At 63.7% G+C, this 17,991-nt stretch carries 12 protein-coding genes and 1 pseudogene; 4 read left to right on the top strand and 9 right to left on the bottom strand.

Annotated elements, in window-relative coordinates:
* The first annotated feature begins 184 nt into the window (after nt 1-184).
* The 3 genes from NKJ08_RS13715 to NKJ08_RS13705 all read left to right on the top strand — a co-directional run bounded on the left by NKJ08_RS13715 (nt 185) and on the right by NKJ08_RS13705 (nt 3,241).
* A complete protein-coding gene (locus NKJ08_RS13715) occupies nt 185-1,360 on the top strand; it encodes an HlyD family secretion protein (RefSeq protein WP_352524529.1) in 1,176 nt (391 codons plus the stop codon).
* Entirely contained in the window at nt 1,357-2,970 is a 1,614-nt protein-coding gene (locus NKJ08_RS13710; protein ID WP_352524530.1) for a DHA2 family efflux MFS transporter permease subunit, read from the top strand. Before NKJ08_RS13715 ends, NKJ08_RS13710 begins: the two co-directional genes overlap by 4 nt.
* Nucleotides 2,971-3,061: 91 nt before the next feature.
* Nucleotides 3,062-3,241: a hypothetical protein gene (locus NKJ08_RS13705; RefSeq protein ID WP_352524531.1), complete on the top strand. Its 180-nt coding sequence runs from the start codon at nt 3,062-3,064 to the stop codon at nt 3,239-3,241.
* 49 nt (nt 3,242-3,290) lie between these two features.
* Here the strand turns inward: NKJ08_RS13705 and NKJ08_RS13700 are convergent, their stop codons facing one another.
* Nucleotides 3,291-4,043 (bottom strand): metallophosphoesterase family protein, encoded by a 753-nt coding sequence (locus NKJ08_RS13700; RefSeq protein ID WP_352524533.1) that lies wholly within the window; start codon nt 4,041-4,043, stop codon nt 3,291-3,293.
* Nucleotides 4,036-4,848 (bottom strand): hypothetical protein, encoded by an 813-nt coding sequence (locus NKJ08_RS13695; RefSeq protein ID WP_352524534.1) that lies wholly within the window; start codon nt 4,846-4,848, stop codon nt 4,036-4,038. Before NKJ08_RS13695 ends, NKJ08_RS13700 begins: the two co-directional genes overlap by 8 nt.
* A gap of 776 nt (nt 4,849-5,624) precedes the next feature.
* Between NKJ08_RS13695 and NKJ08_RS13690 the strand changes: the two are divergent.
* Nucleotides 5,625-6,467 (top strand): annotated as a pseudogene (locus tag NKJ08_RS13690) (hypothetical protein); the annotation flags it as partial.
* A 75-nt stretch (nt 6,468-6,542) separates the two neighbouring features.
* Here NKJ08_RS13690 and amaB read toward each other — a convergent pair.
* The 7 genes from amaB to NKJ08_RS13655 form a co-directional block, all read right to left on the bottom strand.
* Entirely contained in the window at nt 6,543-8,054 is a 1,512-nt protein-coding gene (amaB, locus tag NKJ08_RS13685) for an L-piperidine-6-carboxylate dehydrogenase (RefSeq protein ID WP_352524536.1), read from the bottom strand.
* Nucleotides 8,055-8,296: 242 nt separating this feature from the next.
* The gene (locus NKJ08_RS13680) at nt 8,297-9,559 is read right to left on the bottom strand and encodes an RNA polymerase sigma factor (protein WP_352781981.1); all 1,263 of its coding nucleotides are present in this window, start codon (nt 9,557-9,559) and stop codon (nt 8,297-8,299) included.
* Complete coding sequence (locus NKJ08_RS13675) at nt 9,556-9,930, bottom strand: YciI family protein (protein ID WP_352781980.1); 375 nt, start codon at nt 9,928-9,930, stop codon at nt 9,556-9,558. Before NKJ08_RS13675 ends, NKJ08_RS13680 begins: the two co-directional genes overlap by 4 nt.
* An 82-nt stretch (nt 9,931-10,012) precedes the next feature.
* Nucleotides 10,013-11,134 carry a DNA topoisomerase IB gene (locus tag NKJ08_RS13670; protein ID WP_352524539.1) on the bottom strand — a complete coding sequence of 374 codons (1,122 nt, stop codon included), beginning with the start codon at nt 11,132-11,134 and terminating at the stop codon, nt 10,013-10,015.
* Nucleotides 11,135-11,245: 111 nt separating this feature from the next.
* Nucleotides 11,246-12,130 carry a transglutaminase family protein gene (locus NKJ08_RS13665; RefSeq protein ID WP_352524540.1) on the bottom strand — a complete coding sequence of 295 codons (885 nt, stop codon included), beginning with the start codon at nt 12,128-12,130 and terminating at the stop codon, nt 11,246-11,248.
* A gap of 7 nt (nt 12,131-12,137) precedes the next feature.
* Complete coding sequence (locus tag NKJ08_RS13660; RefSeq protein ID WP_352524541.1) at nt 12,138-14,549, bottom strand: circularly permuted type 2 ATP-grasp protein; 2,412 nt, start codon at nt 14,547-14,549, stop codon at nt 12,138-12,140.
* A 6-nt stretch (nt 14,550-14,555) separates the two neighbouring features.
* Nucleotides 14,556-17,933 carry a transglutaminase family protein gene (locus NKJ08_RS13655; protein WP_352776749.1) on the bottom strand — a complete coding sequence of 1,126 codons (3,378 nt, stop codon included), beginning with the start codon at nt 17,931-17,933 and terminating at the stop codon, nt 14,556-14,558.
* Between the last annotated feature and the right edge of the window lie 58 nt (nt 17,934-17,991).

Here is a 17,991-nt window from a genome sequence, read left to right as displayed (position 1 = left end):
GGACCGCCGCAACATGAAGCATACGGTGAAGCGGTGCTCGAGTTCCAACGCGCCCGCGCCGCTCGGTGGGTTCGATGTCGACCCGTTAACCGAACCCATTCCGGACAGGAACTTTTGCGGAAGCTTGCCGTTTGGCTTTGCGTCCGCTCCGGCGGCTGCAATATCAATCTTGAAAGCCATTCCGTTGGACACGAAGCCTCAAAGCGTCGAACAAGACGTCGAGCCTGTAAATGAAACTCGGGAGCAACCGGCCCGGGTTCGAGAATCTCGTGAGCGATCGGCAGGGCCCCGGCAGGAAAAGCCCGACGGGGATGCCTCGCAACGAAAGGCCGGTCTGCTCGGCTTTCCCAAGCGCCATCCCTATGCGACGGCAGCGGTCGCGCTTGCGCTGTTGCTCGTCGCGGCAGGCGTCGTGATCTGGTGGCTGAACGCCGGCCAGTACGAATCGACCGACGACGCCTTCATCGACGCCCGCACGGTGACGATCGGCGCCCAAATCGCCGGCCGCATCACCGAGCTGGCGGTTACCGACAATCAGCACGTGCAGGCGGGCGATGTCCTCCTGCGCATCGATGACAGCGATTATCAGGCAAACCTGAAGCAGGCCGATGCCGGCGTCGCCGCGGCCGAGGCCGAAATCGTCAATGTCACCGCCCAGATCGAGGCTCAAAACGCAAAGGTGAACGCCGCGCAGAGGCAGGTTGCACAGGCCAAGGCAGCGCTGGATTTCGCTAAGGCCGAGGATCAGCGCAATCGCGAACTCCTGGCCAGGGGCACGGCAACGCAGCAGCAGGCGCAGCAGGCGGCATCGACGCTGCGTCAGGACCAGGCCGCGCTGGACAGCGCCGAGGCCAATGTCGCCTCGGCAAAAAGCCAGGTTTCGGTCTTGCAGGCACAGGCCAGGAGCGCCGAGGCGCAGCTTGAGCAGGCCAAGGCCAGCCAGGATCAAGCCCGCACGACGCTGTCGCGCACGACCATCACAGCACCGGTCGCCGGGCGTGCAACGAGCATTTCGGCCGCTGACGGCACCTACGCCCAACCCGGCCAGGTATTGATGATGTTCGTTCCCGACGAGGTCTGGGTGAAGGCCAACTTCAAGGAGACGCAGCTCGACCTGATGCGGCCCGGACAGCCGGTCGACATCGACATCGACGCCTACCCGGACAAGTCCTTCCATGGCCGCGTCGACAGCATCCAGGCCGGCAGCGGCACCGCCTTCAGCCTCCTGCCGGCCGAAAACGCCACCGGCAACTACGTCAAGGTGGTGCAGCGCGTACCGGTCAAGATCGTCTTCGACAAGCCGCCCGATATGCTTCTTGGCCCAGGTCTGTCGGTGGTGCCGACGGTCAAGGTGCGATGAGCGGCGAAGCCGCCAGAAATCACGGCGAAAGCCGGTCTGCCGCCGGGACGCACAATCCCTGGCTCATCGCCGTCGTCGTTTCCATCGCCACTTTCATGTTGGTGCTGGACACCTCGATCGCCAATGTCGCCCTGCGCAACATCGCCGGGAGCCTGGCGGCCGGAATGGACGAAAGCACCTGGGTCATTACCACCTATCTCGTTGCCAACTCGGTGATCATCCCGGTCAGCGGCTGGCTGGCAAGCGTTGTCGGCCGCAAGCGCTACTACATGCTCTGCGTGGCGATCTTCACCGTCGCCTCGCTGCTGTGCGGACTGGCGCCCAACCTGGAACTGCTTATCCTGTTCAGGATCCTTCAGGGCCTCGGCGGCGGCGGCATGGCGCCAAGCGAGCAATCGATCCTTGCCGACACCTTTCCGCCGGAAAAGCGCTCGCAAGCCTTCGCGCTTTACGGCATTGCCGTCATCGTCGCGCCGACGGTCGGGCCGACGATCGGCGGCTGGCTGACGGACCATTTCTCCTGGCACTGGATCTTCTTCATCAACGTGCCGTTCGGCATCCTGTCGCTGGCACTGGTGCAATGGCTGTTGGTCGAACCGGACGTACTCGAACGCGAACGCAAGGAACGGCTGAAAGGCGGCCTGAAGATCGACGGGGTCGGGTTCATCCTGGTGGCGACGGCATTGGGATGCCTGGAGATCTTCCTCGACCGAGGCCAACGCTACGACTGGTTCGCCTCGAATTTCATTACGACTTTCGCAGTGATTTCCGCGATCGCGTTCCTGCTGCTCATCCCATGGGAAATCAGCCGCAGCGATCCGGTCGTCGACATGCGCCTATTGTTCACTCGCCAGTTCGGCACGGCCTTCCTGGTTATGATGGCGGTCGGTGCTATCCTGTTCAGCACCACCCAGATCGTGCCGCAGCTGCAGCAGACGACATTTGCCTACACCGCGACGCTCTCGGGCCTTTCGATGATGCCGGGCGGCATCGCCATGCTGATCTTGATGCCGGTGTCCGGATTTGTAGGCAGCATCGTGCAGCCCAAATACCTGATCATGATGGGCATGTCGGTGGTCGCAGTCGCCCTTTGGCACATGACCTCACTTACCCCGGACGCCAGCTTCCGCTTCTTTGCCTTTGCCCGTGTCTTCCTGATGGTCGGGCTGCCGTTCCTGTTCATTCCCATTTCAACCGCGGCCTATGTCGGCCTGCCCCCGCAACAGACCAACCAGGCATCGGCGCTGATCAACGTTGCACGCAATATCGGCGGCAGCATCGGCGTGTCGCTGTCCAACACCGTTATTGCGCAAAGCTCCCAAATCCATCAATCGAATCTGGTCGGCCACACCGTGCAATCGTCGCCCGCCTATCAGCAGGTGCTTCGGCAGGCGACCGAGCATTTCGTCGCCCATGGTTCGGCGATGGTCGAGGCGAAGCAGCAGGCGATTGGCTGGCTCGGCCAGTTGATCGCCCGCCAGGCCACGCTGCTCGCCTATGTCGATGTCTTCCGTTACTGCGCGGTGGCAACCGCCCTGTTCGTTCCGATTGCGCTGCTGCTGCGGTCGCGCAAGTCGGGCAGCAGCCAGGCGAATCCGGAGATGGGCTGACCCGCAGGCAAGACGGTGTGGTTTCCAAAACGAGGAAGGCGGGAACCAGCTGGCCCATTGCGTTGTTCTGCGCCAAGAGGAGATGATTACGATGGCCACTATTCCCACACCCGAGCCGATACCGACCCCGGTGCCGCCGCCTCCTATCCCCGATCCCAAGCCCGTGCGTGAGCCGGATCCCGACAGGCTCCCCGACGAGGACCCCGTTCCCAATCCGGATGAAAACGACATTCCACCGAAGCGGACGTCTTTCCGCCGGCAATTGCTGTGATCGTTCTGCAGTGTGTACTGGCGATTGCTTGCGCCAGTGGCGGCGCCTGTCAGATTTCGAGCATGGCGTAGGGACGGCCGGTCGGCTTGGCGACATGCATGGCAACGTTATAGACCGGCGCCCCGCCCGGCGTGCGGCCCTCGTAGGCGCCGCGATGCGCATGACCATGCACCACCGCGCTGACCTGGAACCGGTCTATTGTCTCGGCCAGGCGCGATGAACCGAGAAACGGGAAGATCTCCAGCGGCTCGCCTACGACCGTCTCGACGACAGGCGCGTAGTGCAGAACGACAAGCGTGCGTTTGGCGCGGACCTGCCGCATCGCGTTTTCAAGCCGCATCGCTTCGTTCACGCTTTCCGCCACCATTGACTTGATCGCCGGTTCGCCGAAGGAGCCGAGCATGCGCGACCCAAAACCGCCAACGAAACCCTTGACCCCAACGAACCCGACCTCGTGAATCTCTGTCGCCTCGCCGTCGAGCAGGTGAACGCCCGCCTGGCGCAGAATGTCGGAGACCTGCTCGACGGCGCCTGACTCATAGTCGTGATTGCCAAGTACGGCGACGACCGGGATCGTGCAGGCACGCAGTTCCTCGGCAAGGATTTCGGCCTCCCGAGGCTTGCCGAGATTGGTAAGGTCGCCCGTCAGCACGAGAACCTGGGCTTCACGCGACATCTCGCCGAAAAGATCGCGGTACGAGGCCCGGTCCTCCTTGCCGACATGCAGATCGCCAATGGCGGCGACTTTGAGTGCGCTGCCGTTTTCCGCCTTCGGCGAAGCAGTTTCGAGCTCGTCAGCCATTGCTATGTTCTCCTTCACCGCCGACGTCGGCAAAGCCCCAGTCCTTGACGTCGATCTCATAGTCGGTTCGTGAAAGCATGCGCCCACGGCAGATTTTCATCCGGGAAGGTGGCAATTCGCGCTGCTTGGCCAGCCGGTCAAGCAGCTCGTCGAGCAGCCAGGCGGGCACGCGGCCCCGCTCCGACGGATAGATCCATCGGAAGTTCAAGAGATGCATCAGCAGAACTTCCCAATGAACTTCCATGTAGGAAAGCAGCCTTTGCCAGTCGATCTGGTCGTGCGCCTTGAGGATGGTGTGCGAGATGTCGGCGCCATCGTGGCGGCCCCGGTCCTGGATGAAACATTTGGACCAGATAAGCTCGGTGGGACCGATAATCCGCACCTGGCTGCCCAGCAATTCGCCCTGACGTGCGTGCTCCAGCCACTGGTCGTCGACAGGCATTGTGCCGTTCATCGAGACGAAAATGACGTCGAAAAAATGCGTGCCCTTGAACACTTTGCCGAGCCACCGGTCGTCCTCGACCACGACGGCGTAGCCGATGCGCTTGAAATGGGCGAGGATGCGCGGGCAGTCGCCGGCCTTGCAGAAAATGTCGAGATCCTTGGTCAGGCGGGTGATCCCGGTATAGGCGCTTACGGCATAGGTGCCGGCGACTAGAAAGGGGATGCCGGTCGCGACAAGTTCGCGGATCGCTTCGATATAAAAGACCTCCGCTTCGGCATTGCGAGGCGTCGGGGCGGCTTTTGGATCGACCGACGGAACGGATGCCGGGATAGCACTTTTCGGTGGAGGATCGATGATCATAAGCAATGGCTCCTGGCCCGGCAGACCAGCAGCCGCCTGTATCTAATAGCCAAGCATGCCCGATGGTTCCCGGCGTTGCGCCGCAACCGGCTGTGTCCGGGTCCGGGTCGGCGCAACGACGGACGGCAGCGGCATGATGCCGCCCTCGCTGGGTCAGGCGGACACGCCGCCGCGTCCGGCCTCCGCAGCGGTCATCCACCGCATGGCCGTCGGCGCCGGCCCTAAAAAGATATGTGAGCGGTCATTTTTGGCGTCAAGATCGCAGCGCGATCGGCCTCAAGCGCGTCGAGGCGGAGTGGGCCCGCTATCATCCTCGGGTCCGGAAAGGATTGGCTTCAACATGGTTCCCGAGCTGTCGGAGGCGCTGCGCACTCGGCGCAACAGCCACTTGAGCGCCCGTAGCCAGACCGACTCTGTTTGCCGGAAAGCTGCAGGCGGCGTGGCGAAAAGGCCATTCTCCATATTGTAGTTCCTCACTGTCTCAGTCCAATCGGCGCTCATCAACGAGCAAAACTTGTGTTGGTTCCGCTTGGCCATCGACGGGAGCACGGGCTGGACAGGCGAAGCCCCATTGGTGGGTTCGAGCAGGCCAGCCTTCTGCAGCGAGATCAGCGCCTCGCGAGAGCGGGGTCATCGGCGACCATCTCGGGGAATTCAGCTAGTTATCCGGGCGGAATTCAGCTTGTATCCCGGTTCGGCGGCTCTGGACACGACCGGCGAAGGCTGAAATTGTGACCGGTATTTCCGGTTGCAAAGTTTGGTTGGGCTCGGCGGGGATGGCGCTGGATTCTGAAAACATTGCCGGCCATTCGGCATTGCGTCGCCATGTCCAGGCTCAATCCCGGACGCTGCTCGAGACCTATGAAGCGAACCCGCGGCTGGCTTCCGTGTTCGCCACGCAACAGCGTTGGCTGATGGCCCATATCGGCCTTGCCTTGTATTTCGATCGAGAGCCGGACGATCATCGCAAGGGACTTACGTCTGCACGGTTCATGGGCGACATCCACCAGCATTCGGTAGCCAGCCGCAACACCGCCGACGCCTTCCTGAAGGAGATGCTGCATTACGGTTTCATCCGGCATCTGCCGATCAAATACGGGCGCATCCGCCCCTTTGAGCCAACCGCGGGCACTCTGGAGAAGGTCGCCGGCTGGTTCATGGCTCATCTGAAAACGCTGGACAGCCTGGACAATGGATCTCGACTGGCTGCATTCGTCGCACATCCGGACGTGCTCGCCAAACTGCAGCCGCTGGTGGCCGACGGCCTGCTTTCGTCGCATGCCGTGCGGGAGCCGAGACAGACCTTTTCGTTGTTCACCTGGCTCGACAATGGCGGCATCGTCATGGATTGGCTGATATCCGGCGTCGATCCCGATCATGCCGGCCTGGACCGGATTCCGACCGGTGTCGTCTCGATCGGAGATTTCGCGAACTGGCTCAAGCTTTCCCGGACCCATTTGTCACGCAAATTGCGCGATGCCGAGGAACTCGGCAGCATCGGCTGGCTGGGCCAGCGCGGTCATTCGGTCATGTGGTTGTCGAGCGAGTTCTACCAGGAATACATGACCGCCCAGGCGGTCAAGCTCGCCATCATCGATGCAGCCTTCGATAACTGTTTTGTATCTTGGGGGGACGGCTCACGCGTCACTTTAAGGGGGGGGGGGGGGCTTTGGCCCCGCCACGACAAGGCCTTCTTAGTCGATGTCGAACGACACGCCCTGCGCAAGCGGCAGCGCCTTGGAATAGTTCACCGTATTGGTGGCGCGCCGCATATAGGCCTTCCAGGCATCGGAACCGCTCTCGCGGCCGCCGCCGGTTTCCTTCTCGCCACCGAAGGCGCCACCGATCTCGGCCCCGGATGTGCCGATATTGACGTTGGCGATGCCGCAATCCGAGCCGTCGACGCCGAGAAAGCGCTCGGATTCCTGCAGGTCGCGGGTGAAGATCGACGACGACAGCCCCGCTCCCACCGCATTGTGCTCGTCGAGCACGGCGTCGAAGTCAGAATATTTCATCACATAAAGGATCGGCGCGAAGGTCTCCTCCGTCACCGGCGAAACCTGCCGCGGCATTTCGACCAGCGCCGGACGCACGTAGTAAGCCTCAGGCTGGCCGTTCTCGACCCGCATTCCGCCGGTTGTCGTGCCGCCATTCGAAGCCGCCTCCTCCAGCGCCTTCTGCATGTTCTCGTAGGCAGCCTTGTCGATCAGCGGGCCGACGAGAGCACTGGTCTCCAGCGGATTGCCGACCGAGACGCTCTCATAGGCTTTCTTCAGGCGCGGAACCAAGGCATCATAGACGCTGTCATGCACGAACAGGCGCCTGAGCGTCGTGCAGCGCTGACCGGCCGTGCCCATGGCGCCGAAGGCGATGGCACGCAGCGCCATGTCGAGATCGGCCGTCGGGCAGACGATGCCGGCATTGTTGCCGCCGAGCTCCAGCACGGCACGCGCGAAGCGTTTCGCCAGACGCGGACCGACATCCCGGCCCATGCGGGTCGAGCCGGTGGCCGAAACCAGCGGCACCTTCGGATGGTCCACCATGATCTCTCCGACGGCGCGATCACCGATCAGCACCGGCGCCAGCCCTTCCGGCGCATCGCCGAAACGCTTTGCCGCGCGCTTGAAGATCGCTTCGCAGGCGAGCGCCGTCAGCGGCGTCTTCTCAGACGGCTTCCACACAACCGCGTCGCCGCAGACCAGCGCAAGTGCCGCGTTCCACGACCATACCGCCACCGGAAAGTTGAAGGCCGAAATGACGCCGACCACGCCGAGCGGATGCCAGGTTTCCATCATGCGATGGCCGGGACGCTCGGTGGCGATGGTCAGGCCGTACAATTGCCGAGAAAGACCGACGGCGAAATCGCAGATGTCGAGCATTTCCTGCACTTCGCCAAGACCCTCGGATGGGATCTTGCCAACTTCGATCGATACCAACCGGCCAAGCTCGGCCTTGTGTGTGCGCAACTCTTCGCCGAGCAGCCGCACCAGCTCTCCACGCTTGGGAGCTGGCACCTGCCGCCACGCCAGGAAAGCTTCGTGGGCATTGTCGATGGTCGTTGCCGCATCGGCCGGCGAGATGGTCTTCAGCGCGGCGATCTGCTCGCCGGTCACCGGGCTGCGCACGATAAGATCGCCGCCCGTAAGCGCGCCCTCGGCAACGCCCAGTTTCGCCAGAAGCCCGGCCGTTTCCTTCGCAATCGTCATTTTTATCCCTTTCATATCCCGCCGCTCATAATGCATGTCGCCCAAAAGTGCGCAGCGGTTTTGGGACAACGACATGCATAAAACAAAAGCACTTCGGTCCAAGCCTTGCGCCATGCCGTCTCTGTGCCGGTCGGCACATCGGGCGCTGTCATGGCGTGGCATTACTCGTTTCAGGGAAAAATCGCCACCCCGGCATGGTCTAAGCCAAAGATCAGACCGTTGAACCAGGCGGAGGCGTCGGATCAATGCGCCGTTTGCTTAGCGCCTTCTTTCATCAGCCGGTCGATATGCATGCGGATATGCGCTGCCTCGGCGGCCGTGTTGGCAAGCGCGATGGCGCGGTCGAAAGCGACGCGCGCCTCCTCGCCGCGGCCAAGCTGCATCAGCAGGCCGCCCTTGAGGCCGAAGAAGTGGAAATAGCCGGAAAGCCTTCCTTCCAGCGGCTCGATCATGGCAAGTGCCGCTTCCGGTCCACGCACCTTGGAGACCGCGACGGCGCGATTGAGGGTCACCACCGGCGACGACTGCATCTGCTCGAGCAGCCCGTAGAGCAGGTCGATCTCGTTCCAGTCCGTCTCCTCGGGCTTTTCCGCCCGAGCATGCAAGGCGGCGATCGCCGCTTGTACCTGGTAGGGACCGGGCTTGCGATGGCGCAACGCCTTATCGACCAGCGCCAGGCCCTCATCGATCATCTTGCGGCTCCACAGGCTGCGGTCCTGGTCTTCGAGCAGCACGATCTCGCCGTTCTCGTCGAAGCGAGCCGGCGCACGTGCATGCTGGAGCAACAAAAGCGCCGTCAGTCCCATGATCTCCGGCTCGGTCTGGAACAGCCTGAGCAGCAGCCGGGCCAGCCGGATCGCTTCTTCGCAAAGCGGCGCACGGGCGGATGCCTCGCCGCTGTTGCTGGAGTAGCCTTCGTTGAAGATCAGGTAGACCATGGCAGCGACGGCGGCGAGCCGTTCGGAGCGCTCGACCGCTCCCGGCGTCTCGAACGGCACGCCGGCATCGGCGATGCGAGCCTTGGCTCGAGTGATACGCTGCTCCATCGCGCTTTCCCCGACGAGAAAGGCGCGGGCGATCTGCTTGACCGTCAGGCCGGAAACGATGCGCAGCGCCACCGCGATCTGCTGAGTGGCCGGCAGGTCGGGATGACAGCAGATGAACAGCAGCCGCAAAATATCGTCGCGGTAATGCGCGCCGTCCAGCCGCTCGGCGATGTCGCTCTCGGCATCTTCGAGATCGGAGATCTGGTCCTCCTCCGGCAGCGGCGCCTGCTTGGCGCGCTTGCGCACCGCATCGATGCCGCTGTTGCGGCCGACGAAGATCAGCCAGGCTGCCGGATCGCGCGGCGGGCCGTTTTTCGGCCAGTTGTTCAGTGCCCTCAGGCAGGCGTCCTGGAATGCTTCCTCCGCCGCGTCGAGGTCGCGGAAGTAGCGCAGCAATGCCCCCATCGCCTGCGGGCGAGCGGTGCTGATTGCCGTGCTGATCCAGGCAAGTTCGGTCATGCAGAAACCTTGGCGGGATTGAAGAGGGAGACCGGCCGGATCTCGTAAGAGCCGCCGCTCGGGTTGACCTCGGAAAGCTCGCGCGCGAAGTCGACAGCCTCATCGAGGTCGGCGCAGTCGAGCGTGTAGAAACCGAGGAACTGTTCCTTGGTTTCGGCAAACGGACCATCGATGACGACCGCTTCGCCCTTGACCTTTCTCAGCGTTGTCGCGGCGGTCGTCGGCAGCAGCCGCGCCACCGGGCCAAGCCGGCCCGCCTGGGCATATCTTTCCTGTACGCCCAGGAGTTTTTCCATGACAGCATCGTCCTGTTCCTTGCTCCAGGAGCAGACAACGTCTTCGGAGGCATAGCAGAGGATCGCGTAGAGCATGGGTCGTCCTTTTCTCTATCAAAGGACGAAACAGTAGGACCGATGCCGACATGGCGTCGACAAAAAAATCGCCCGTCCGGCGTCAGCCTTCCCTCGCCTTCAGCCATCTCAGGACCAGCGCCTCCTCGTCGTCGAGCCCGGCGATCGGGCGCTTGCCTTTGTTCGCGTCCGCCATTTCGCTAAGCAGCCGCCCTTCGGACCAGGCGCGGAAGACTTCCGGATGGATGTAGCATTGGCGACAGACTGTGCGCGTATTGCCGAGCCGCTCGGCAACCTTGTCGATGACGCTGTTCATCGCCCTCTTCTGCTGCGCCTGGCTTTCAGGACGTTCGGTTTGAGCAAACAGCGAGGCGGCATGAATGGTACCGCCCCAGGTTCTGAAATGCTTGGAGCTGAAATCCACGCCGGCGTTCTCCCTGATATAGCGGTTGACGTCGTCTGAGCGCACCGGATGCCTGTTTCCATCCTCGTCGAGATACTGGAACAGCTTTTGGCCCGGCAGGTCCTGCGCTCCACGCACGATCTTGGCGATCCGTCGATCGACGAGCTTCAATCTCCATTCCTTGCCTGACTTGCCCTTGAAGGCGAAACGCAGGCTCGAGCCCTTGATGTCGACATGGCGATCGCGCAGCGTGGTCAGACCAAAACTCTGGTTGTCGCGCGCATAGGCGGCATTGCCGACGCGGATCATCGTGTTGTCGAGCAACCAGACGATAGCCGCCACGACCCGTTCCAGCGGCAGCCCGTGACGGCGCAAATCGACATCGATCTGCCGTCGCAGTTCAGGCAGGCTTTCGGCGAAGGCGATGAGGCTCGAATATTTGACCCCGTCCCGCTCCTCGGCCCAGTGCGGATGATAGCGGTATTGCTTGCGCCCGCGCTGGTCCCGGCCGGTCGCCTGAATGTGACCGTCGGCATCCGGCGAGATCCACACATCCGTCCAGGCCGGTGGAATGGCGAGCGCCTTGATGCGTGTCAGCGCATCCTTATCGACGGCACGCCCGTCCGGTCCCTTGTACGAGAACCCCTTGCCTGAACGCAGCCGATGAATACCGGGTTCGATGTCGCTGACATAGTTGAGCGAGGCCCTAACAGCCGAGGCTTGCGCGCCGTTCTCCAGCGCTCCGTTCCGCGGCACCCCGTTCTTTGGTGCAGCTTTCCTCACAGCCGATCGGCCAGACGACGACCCGGATTTGTCGAGCATGTCCTCTCCACGGAATTTCCGTAGATAAGCCGCTTGCTGGCTGCGGGTTCCACCGCCTCTCGATTGCCAGGACAGCCTATCGACGACGCCGTGCAACGAGGAAGTGCGTCGTCACGCCTTTTCGAGCACGACCGGTATGACGTCGACTGCCTGCTCGCCAACCTGCCCGCCCGTGGTTTTCAGCACGCCGACGATCGGCGCCACGTCCGAGTAGTCGCGGCCATAGCCGACCGTGATATGGTCGTTGCTTGCCCGCATGCCGTTGGTCGGATCGAATTCCTGCCAGCAGGTATCGCGCCCGCACCACACCTTGACCCAGGCATGCATGGCGTCGGCGCCTTCGAGCCGCGGCTTTCCGCGTGGCGGGATGGTACGCAGGAACCCGCTGACATAGCCTGCAGGAATGCCGAGGCCGCGCAGGCCGGCGATCATGATGTGGGAAAAATCCTGGCAGACGCCGCGCTTCAGGCCGAAGGCGTCGCTGGCCCGCGTCTGCACGGTGGTCGCCTCGCCATCATAGGTGAAATCGCGGTGAATGCGGTTGCACAGAGCCATGGCCGTGCCGACCGTCGAACTGCCGGCACTGTCTTTCGCATAGGCAGTGATTGCCGCGTCGATGCCGGCATGATCGCTGGCGGCCAGAAAATGATGCGGCGAAGCCGGCGCCAGCGAGTGCACCGCGCCGAGTTCTTCCCTCAGCCGGCGTATGTCCGGCGATACGTCAAGCCCGGGCTCCGGCCGCGACACTGAAACACGCGCGCTCATCCTGATATCGAGCGCATCATGCGCGTCACGAAAGGCGATCGAGGTGACACTGTTGCCGAAAAAGTCGGAAAAGTCGGAGCGTTCGCTGGGCGCCGGCACAAAAGACAGTGAAGCGGCGATGACGCGCTGCACGCCAGGGATGGTCGGCGGCAACACGCGCACCTGATGGCGGCCGCCGCCGGCCGCCGCATCATAGTCGGAACGCAGGTGAAGCCTGATGTCGTAGAGCATGCCGTCTCTACCCGAAATAGGCTTTGGAGAGGCTGTTGTAGAGGCCGCCGATTTCATTGGCGAGATCGCCGAGGGCCTTGGTCGTCATGTCCGAGGGCTCCTTGATGGCGATCGACGTGTTGAGCTGCAAGATTTCCTTGGCCGCCGGCGACATATGGCCTTCACCGCCGACAGCGGGCAGCAGCGCGATTTCGGCCTTCAGCCGTTCGAGCTGGAAAAGGATTGAGCGCGGGTTGAGCGGATCGAGCGCCAGAAGGTCGACCACCGTGCGCCGTCCCGCCTGCACCGGATATTGCCGACGGTGGGTCATGACGCTGTCGCCGATCTCCAGCATCATGTCGAGCGCGCCTTCCGGCGCCTGGGCTCTGGTCAGCCGGGCGAGCGTGCGGGCGATCTGGATGCCACGTTCCAGCCTGCGGCCGATTTCCAGGAAACGCCAGCCGGTGAAGCGGTACATGTTCTCATGCAGCAGGCCGGAAAACCCGGCCAGCTTGCGCAGGATGACCGTCATTGCCCTTGTCGCGTCGTCGCCCGGCGCCACTGTCGCGGCAAATTGATGGATGGTCTTCGACAGATCCTTCAATGCCAGCCATCCATCGGGCGAGAAGCGGTCGCGGATCTGCCCGGCGCTGTAAACCGCGCTGTCCAGCGTGCCGATCAGCCCCAATGGGATTGCCGTCTCGACGTCGATGCCGAAGGGCGCGAGATAGTCTCTGATGTCGGCGAGCAGCGGCATCTCGGGATCGGATGTCTCGGCCAGCCGCACGTGGTAGGCGCGCAGAATGCGCACCGTGTCTTCCGATCGCTCGATATAGCGGCCGAGCCATGTCAGGTTCTCCGCCGCGCGGCTGGGCAGGCTGCCCGGCAAGGTGCGCGTGAAGCTATCATGCTCCTGCGGCAGCAGCGTCTCGCGCTCCACCGGCCTGTCGCTGACCACCCATACATCCGCCGCCTGGCCGCCGCGCTGCATGGCGATCGCCGTCGGGTCGAGCGAAAAACCGACACGGGCGAAACCGCCGGGCATCACCGTCCAGCCTTCCGGCGTCCGCGCCAGATAGACGCGCAGGCTTGCCGGCCGCGGCTCCAGCCAGCCGCCGACATAGACCGGGGTGGTCGAAAGCGTCACTGCTTCCTGGCCGACGAAGTCGCCGCCGTCCCGCTCGATCCGGGCAACGAGTTCGGCCCGCTCCTCGGCCGACAGCGCCGAACCGAGCTTGGTCGAGCCGTCGTCCTCGAAGGCAAGCCGTGTCGACAACGCCGGGCCGATCACCATGCGATCGATATTGGCGAGCACATGCCGACGTTCGGTCTCCTGCCCGCACCACCATGTCGCGACGGTCGGCAGCAGCAGCTCCTCGTTGCGCAGGGCGCGCGAAATCTTCGGCAGGAAGGCGAGCAGCGCGCGTGTCTCCATCAGGCCGGAGCCCAACGCGTTGACGGCCGAAACCGCCCCTTGCCGGATCGCTTCGACCAGCCCCGGCGTGCCGATCTGGGAATCCGGCCGCAATTCAAGCGGATCAGCGAAGGCGGCGTCGAGCCGCCGCCACAGCACGCTCACCGGCATCAGCCCCGAAACCGTGCGCACCATCAGCCTGCCGCCTGAGACGGTCAGGTCCTCGCCCTCGAGCAGCATGATGCCGAGATAGCGCGCGATATAGGCATGTTCGTAATAGGTTTCGTTCAGCGGTCCCGGCGTCAGGATGGCGACACGGCCGCCGGTCTCCTTGGCCATGCCGTTCAGCGCGTCGCGGAAGCGACGGAAAAAGCCGGCCAAGCGGTGCACATGCATCTCGCCATAGATGTCGGACAGCGCGCGCGTGGTGGCGACGCGGTTCTCCAGTGCAAAGCCGGCGCCCGACGGCGCCTGCGTGCGATCGCCAAGCACCCACCAGCGGCCGTCCGGACCACGGCCGAGCTCGAACGCGCAGAAGTGCAGGAAATGGCCGCTGGCCGGCCTGGTGCCGACGACGGGCCGCAAATATTCCGGGCTGGCCGCGATCAATCCAGCCGGCAGAATGTCTTTCTCGACCAGCCGGTTGGGCCCATAAATGTCGGCGATGGTCTCCTCGAACAGATCGGCGCGCTGGACCAGGCCGGCGCTGATGTCAGCCCATTCCTGCTCCTCGATCAGCAGCGGCACATGCGCCAGCGGCCATTCCCGTTCATTGGCGCCGGCCTTGTCATAGACGCGGTAATAGACACCGGCATCGCGCAGATACTGGTCGGCGCGGGCGAAGCGCTGGGCAAGCTTTTCCGGCCCTAGTTCCTCCAGTGCCTCGATGAAGTGACGCCAGGCCGGCCGCGGATTGCCCGACGCATCGACCATCTCGTCGACGGCGCCGTCGATTGGCTGGTAGTGCGCCAGCAGATTGTGGGTCTGCGGCTTGCTGCGCAGCTTCTTGTGATTCCCCTTCGCCATTGCTGATCAGAGTCTTTGCGGCCGCCGAAGGTCAAGGGTCATCGGGAAATCTTCAGAGGCTTCTTCGTTGCGCAGCACATAGCTGGACGGCGTGTGGCCACGCGGCTCGAAGCGGGCGAGCCGTCGCGCCTCCGCTTCGTTGCCATTGACCGGGAACGTGTCGTAGCTGCGCCCGCCGGGATGCGCGACATGATAGACGCAACCGCCGACCGCGCGGCCCGACCAGCGGTCATAGATGTCGAAAACCAGCGGCGTGTTGACCGGTAGCGCCGGATGCAGGCCCGAAGCCGGCTGCCAGGCCTTGAAGCGAACGCCCGCCACCGCGATTTCGCGGTTGTCGGTCACCTTCATCGGCACCAGGCGGCCATTGCAGACGATGGCGTGACGCTCCGGGTTGAGCCCTTCGGTCTTCACCTGCAGCCGCTCGACGGAGGAATCGACGAAGCGCACCGTGCCGCCGATCGCCCCTTGCTCGCCCATCACATGCCACGGCTCCAGTGCCTGCCTGAGCTCCAGCTTGATGCCGGCATGCTGGACCTCGCCGCAGAACGGGAAGCGGAATTCGAGTTGGGCGTCGAACCATTCCGGACGGAAGGCAAAACCGTTCAGCTTGAGGTCGTCGAGCACGTCGAGAAAGTCAGCCCAGACGTAATGCGGCAGCATGAAACGATCGTGCAGGGACGTGCCCCAGCGCACGAAACGGCCGTCGAGCGGGTTCTTCCAGGCCCGGGCGATGATGGCGCGCACGAGCAATTGCTGCGCCAGGCTCATGCGTGCGTTGGGCGGCATCTCGAAGCCGCGGAATTCGACCAGCCCTAGCCGGCCGGTCGGGCCATCGGGTGAAAACAGCTTGTCGATGCAGATTTCCGAGCGGTGGGTATTTCCCGTTACGTCGGTCAGGAGGTTGCGGAACAGCCGGTCGATCAGCCACGGCAGGGGTGCCGCGCCCTTGTCCGGATGCGGCACCTGCGCCATCGCGATTTCGAGCTCATAGAGCGAATCGTGGCGCGCCTCGTCGAAGCGCGGCGCCTGGCTGGTCGGGCCGATGAACAGGCCGGAGAACAGATAAGAGAGCGACGGATGCCGCTGCCACTGCAGCACCAGGCTCTTCAACAGGTCGGGCCGGCGCAGGAACGGACTGTCATTGGGTGTGGCGCCGCCGACGACGACATGATTGCCGCCGCCGGTGCCGGTGTGGCGGCCGTCGATCATGAATTTGTCGGCGCCAAGCCGCGTCTGCCGCGCCTCTTCGTAGATCGCCGTTGTCGTCGCCACGCAATCCTGCCAATTCGCGGCTGGATGGATGTTCACCTCGATGACACCGGGATCCGGAGCCACACGGATGACGTTGAGGCGCGGATCGTGCGGCGGGCCGTAGCCCTCGATATGTACCGGCAGGCCGATCGCCTTTGCAGCGTTCTCCGCCGCCGCGACCAGTTCGAGATAATCCTCCAGCGCCTCGACCGGCGGCATGAACACGCAAAGTCGGCCGTCGCGCGGCTCGACCGAAAGCGCGGTGCGCACGGCGCCGCCGATCTCAGTGATCTCCTGTTCGACACGATCCTGCTGGCCGGTGGCGGCCGTGAAGGAGACCGCCTGCTGGCGGCGCGCCATTTCGTCGGCGCCTTCCAGTTCGGCCGGTGCCGCCTCTGACAAAGGAGCGGCCTCAGGCAAAATAGCCTCGCGCGCCGGCAGCGGTCCGCGCGGCAGCGATGGATCGACCGGCACGATATAGGGAAACTGCGCCGGCGGCACGTAGGGCAGCGTGCCGAGCGGCAGGCGATAGCCGACCGGAGAATCGCCCGGCACCAGGAACAGCCTGCCGCGCCGCGTCTTCCATTTCTCCGAGCGCCAGCGCGGTTCGGACGCCTGGCTGTTCCAGCGCTGGACGGGCAGCACATAGCCCGACGGCTTGGTCAGCCCGCGTTCGAACACCCGCGCCATGCGGCTGCGCTCCTCCGGGTCCTCCAGCTTCGAATTGGACGGATCGACATTCTTCGGCAGCTTGCCTTCCTTGAGCAGCCATTCGGCCGGATCCTCATAGGCTTCGCTGACCATGGTCTTGTCGATGCCGAGTTCATCGGCAATCGCCGTCAGCAGGCTTTCGGCCTGCTTCGGTCCGACATCCGCTTCGCTCTTTTCATGCGCGATCAGCGACGGGTCGCTCCACACCGGCTCGCCATCGGTGCGCCAGTAGAGCGAGAACGTCCAGCGCGGCAGGCTTTCGCCGGGGTACCACTTGCCCTGGCCGTAGTGCAGGAAGCCGCCGGGCGCGAAGCGCTCGCGCAGTCGGCGGATCAGCGCATCGGCCTTTCCCCGCTTGGTCGGCCCGACGGCTGCCGTGTTCCACTCGGCCGCCTCAAAATCGTCGATCGAGACGAAGGTCGGCTCACCGCCCATGGTCAGCCGCACGTCGCCGGCCTGGAGCGCGGCATCGACCTCGACGCCCAGCGCGTCCAGTGCTTGCCAGCTTTCGTCGGAGAACGGCTTGGTGATGCGTGGGTGCTCGGCGATGCGGTCGACCCGCATGTCGAAGCCGAACTCGACATTGGCGAAGCTCGCCATGCCGGAAATGGGTGCTGCATTGCGGAAATGCGGCGTCGCCGCGAGCGGCACATGGCTTTCGCCGGTGAGCAGGCCGGAGGTAGGGTCGAAACCGATCCAGCCGGCGCCCGGCAGATAGACCTCGCACCAGGCATGGAGGTCAGTGAAATCGGTCGCGGTGCCGGGCGGCCCGTCAAGCGCGACAAGGTCGGGTTTGAGCTGGATCAGGTAGCCGGAGACGAAACGCGCGGCGATGCCGAGGTTCCTCAGGATCTGCACCAGGAGCCAGCTTGAATCCCGGCACGATCCCTTGCCGGCGGCCAGCGTTTCCTCGGGCGAGAACACGCCGGTTTCCATGCGCACGATGTAGGCGATTTCGCGCTGCAGCCTGGCATTGAGGTCGACGACAAAGTTGACGGTGTTGGTCGGGCTGCGGTCGATGCTCTTCAGGAACGCCTGCAACAGCACCCCTGCCGGCTCGGGCGTCCGGTAGATGGTGAGATCGTCCCTGATCTCTTCGGGGTATTCGAATGGGAACGTTTCGGCCGACGGCTCGACGAAGAAATCGAATGGATTGTAGACCGTCATGTCGGCAACGAGATCGACCTCGATCTTCAATTCCGTCACCGGCTCGGGGAAGACGAAGCGGGCCAGGAAATTGCCGTAGGGATCCTGCTGCAGATTGACGAAGTGGTTTGCCGGCCCGACCCTCAGCGAATGGCTGAGCACCTTGGTGCGGGAATGCGGCGCCGGCTGCAGCCTGACGATTTGAGGGCCGAGGACGACCGGCCGGTCATATTTGTAATGGGTCAGGTGGTAGACGGCTGCCAGAATTGCCATAGGGCCTCGAAAGTCGGCTTTTCATAAGAACTCGCCGAACCCTGACACAAATGGCGGG

This window comes from Mesorhizobium sp. M0244, from assembly GCF_040321795.1.
GTDB lineage: Bacteria > Pseudomonadota > Alphaproteobacteria > Rhizobiales > Rhizobiaceae > Mesorhizobium.
The sequence above is the reverse complement of the archived record's forward strand: the minus strand, read 5'-3'. Positions and strand labels throughout refer to the sequence as shown.

Bases quoted from the DNA above. Each gene is read 5' to 3' on its own strand.
- NKJ08_RS13710 (WP_352524530.1), top strand. From the start codon at position 1,357: ATGAGCGGCGAAGCCGCCAGAAATCACGGCGAAAGCCGGTCTGCCGCC.
- NKJ08_RS13705 (WP_352524531.1), top strand. From the start codon at position 3,062: ATGGCCACTATTCCCACACCCGAGCCGATACCGACCCCGGTGCCGCCG.
- NKJ08_RS13700 (WP_352524533.1), bottom strand. From the start codon at position 4,043: ATGGCTGACGAGCTCGAAACTGCTTCGCCGAAGGCGGAAAACGGCAGC.
- NKJ08_RS13695 (WP_352524534.1), bottom strand. From the start codon at position 4,848: ATGATCATCGATCCTCCACCGAAAAGTGCTATCCCGGCATCCGTTCCG.
- amaB (WP_352524536.1), bottom strand. From the start codon at position 8,054: ATGACGATTGCGAAGGAAACGGCCGGGCTTCTGGCGAAACTGGGCGTT.
- NKJ08_RS13680 (WP_352781981.1), bottom strand. From the start codon at position 9,559: ATGACCGAACTTGCCTGGATCAGCACGGCAATCAGCACCGCTCGCCCG.
- NKJ08_RS13675 (WP_352781980.1), bottom strand. From the start codon at position 9,930: ATGCTCTACGCGATCCTCTGCTATGCCTCCGAAGACGTTGTCTGCTCC.
- NKJ08_RS13670 (WP_352524539.1), bottom strand. From the start codon at position 11,134: ATGCTCGACAAATCCGGGTCGTCGTCTGGCCGATCGGCTGTGAGGAAA.
- NKJ08_RS13665 (WP_352524540.1), bottom strand. From the start codon at position 12,130: ATGCTCTACGACATCAGGCTTCACCTGCGTTCCGACTATGATGCGGCG.
- NKJ08_RS13660 (WP_352524541.1), bottom strand. From the start codon at position 14,549: ATGGCGAAGGGGAATCACAAGAAGCTGCGCAGCAAGCCGCAGACCCAC.
- NKJ08_RS13655 (WP_352776749.1), bottom strand. From the start codon at position 17,933: ATGGCAATTCTGGCAGCCGTCTACCACCTGACCCATTACAAATATGAC.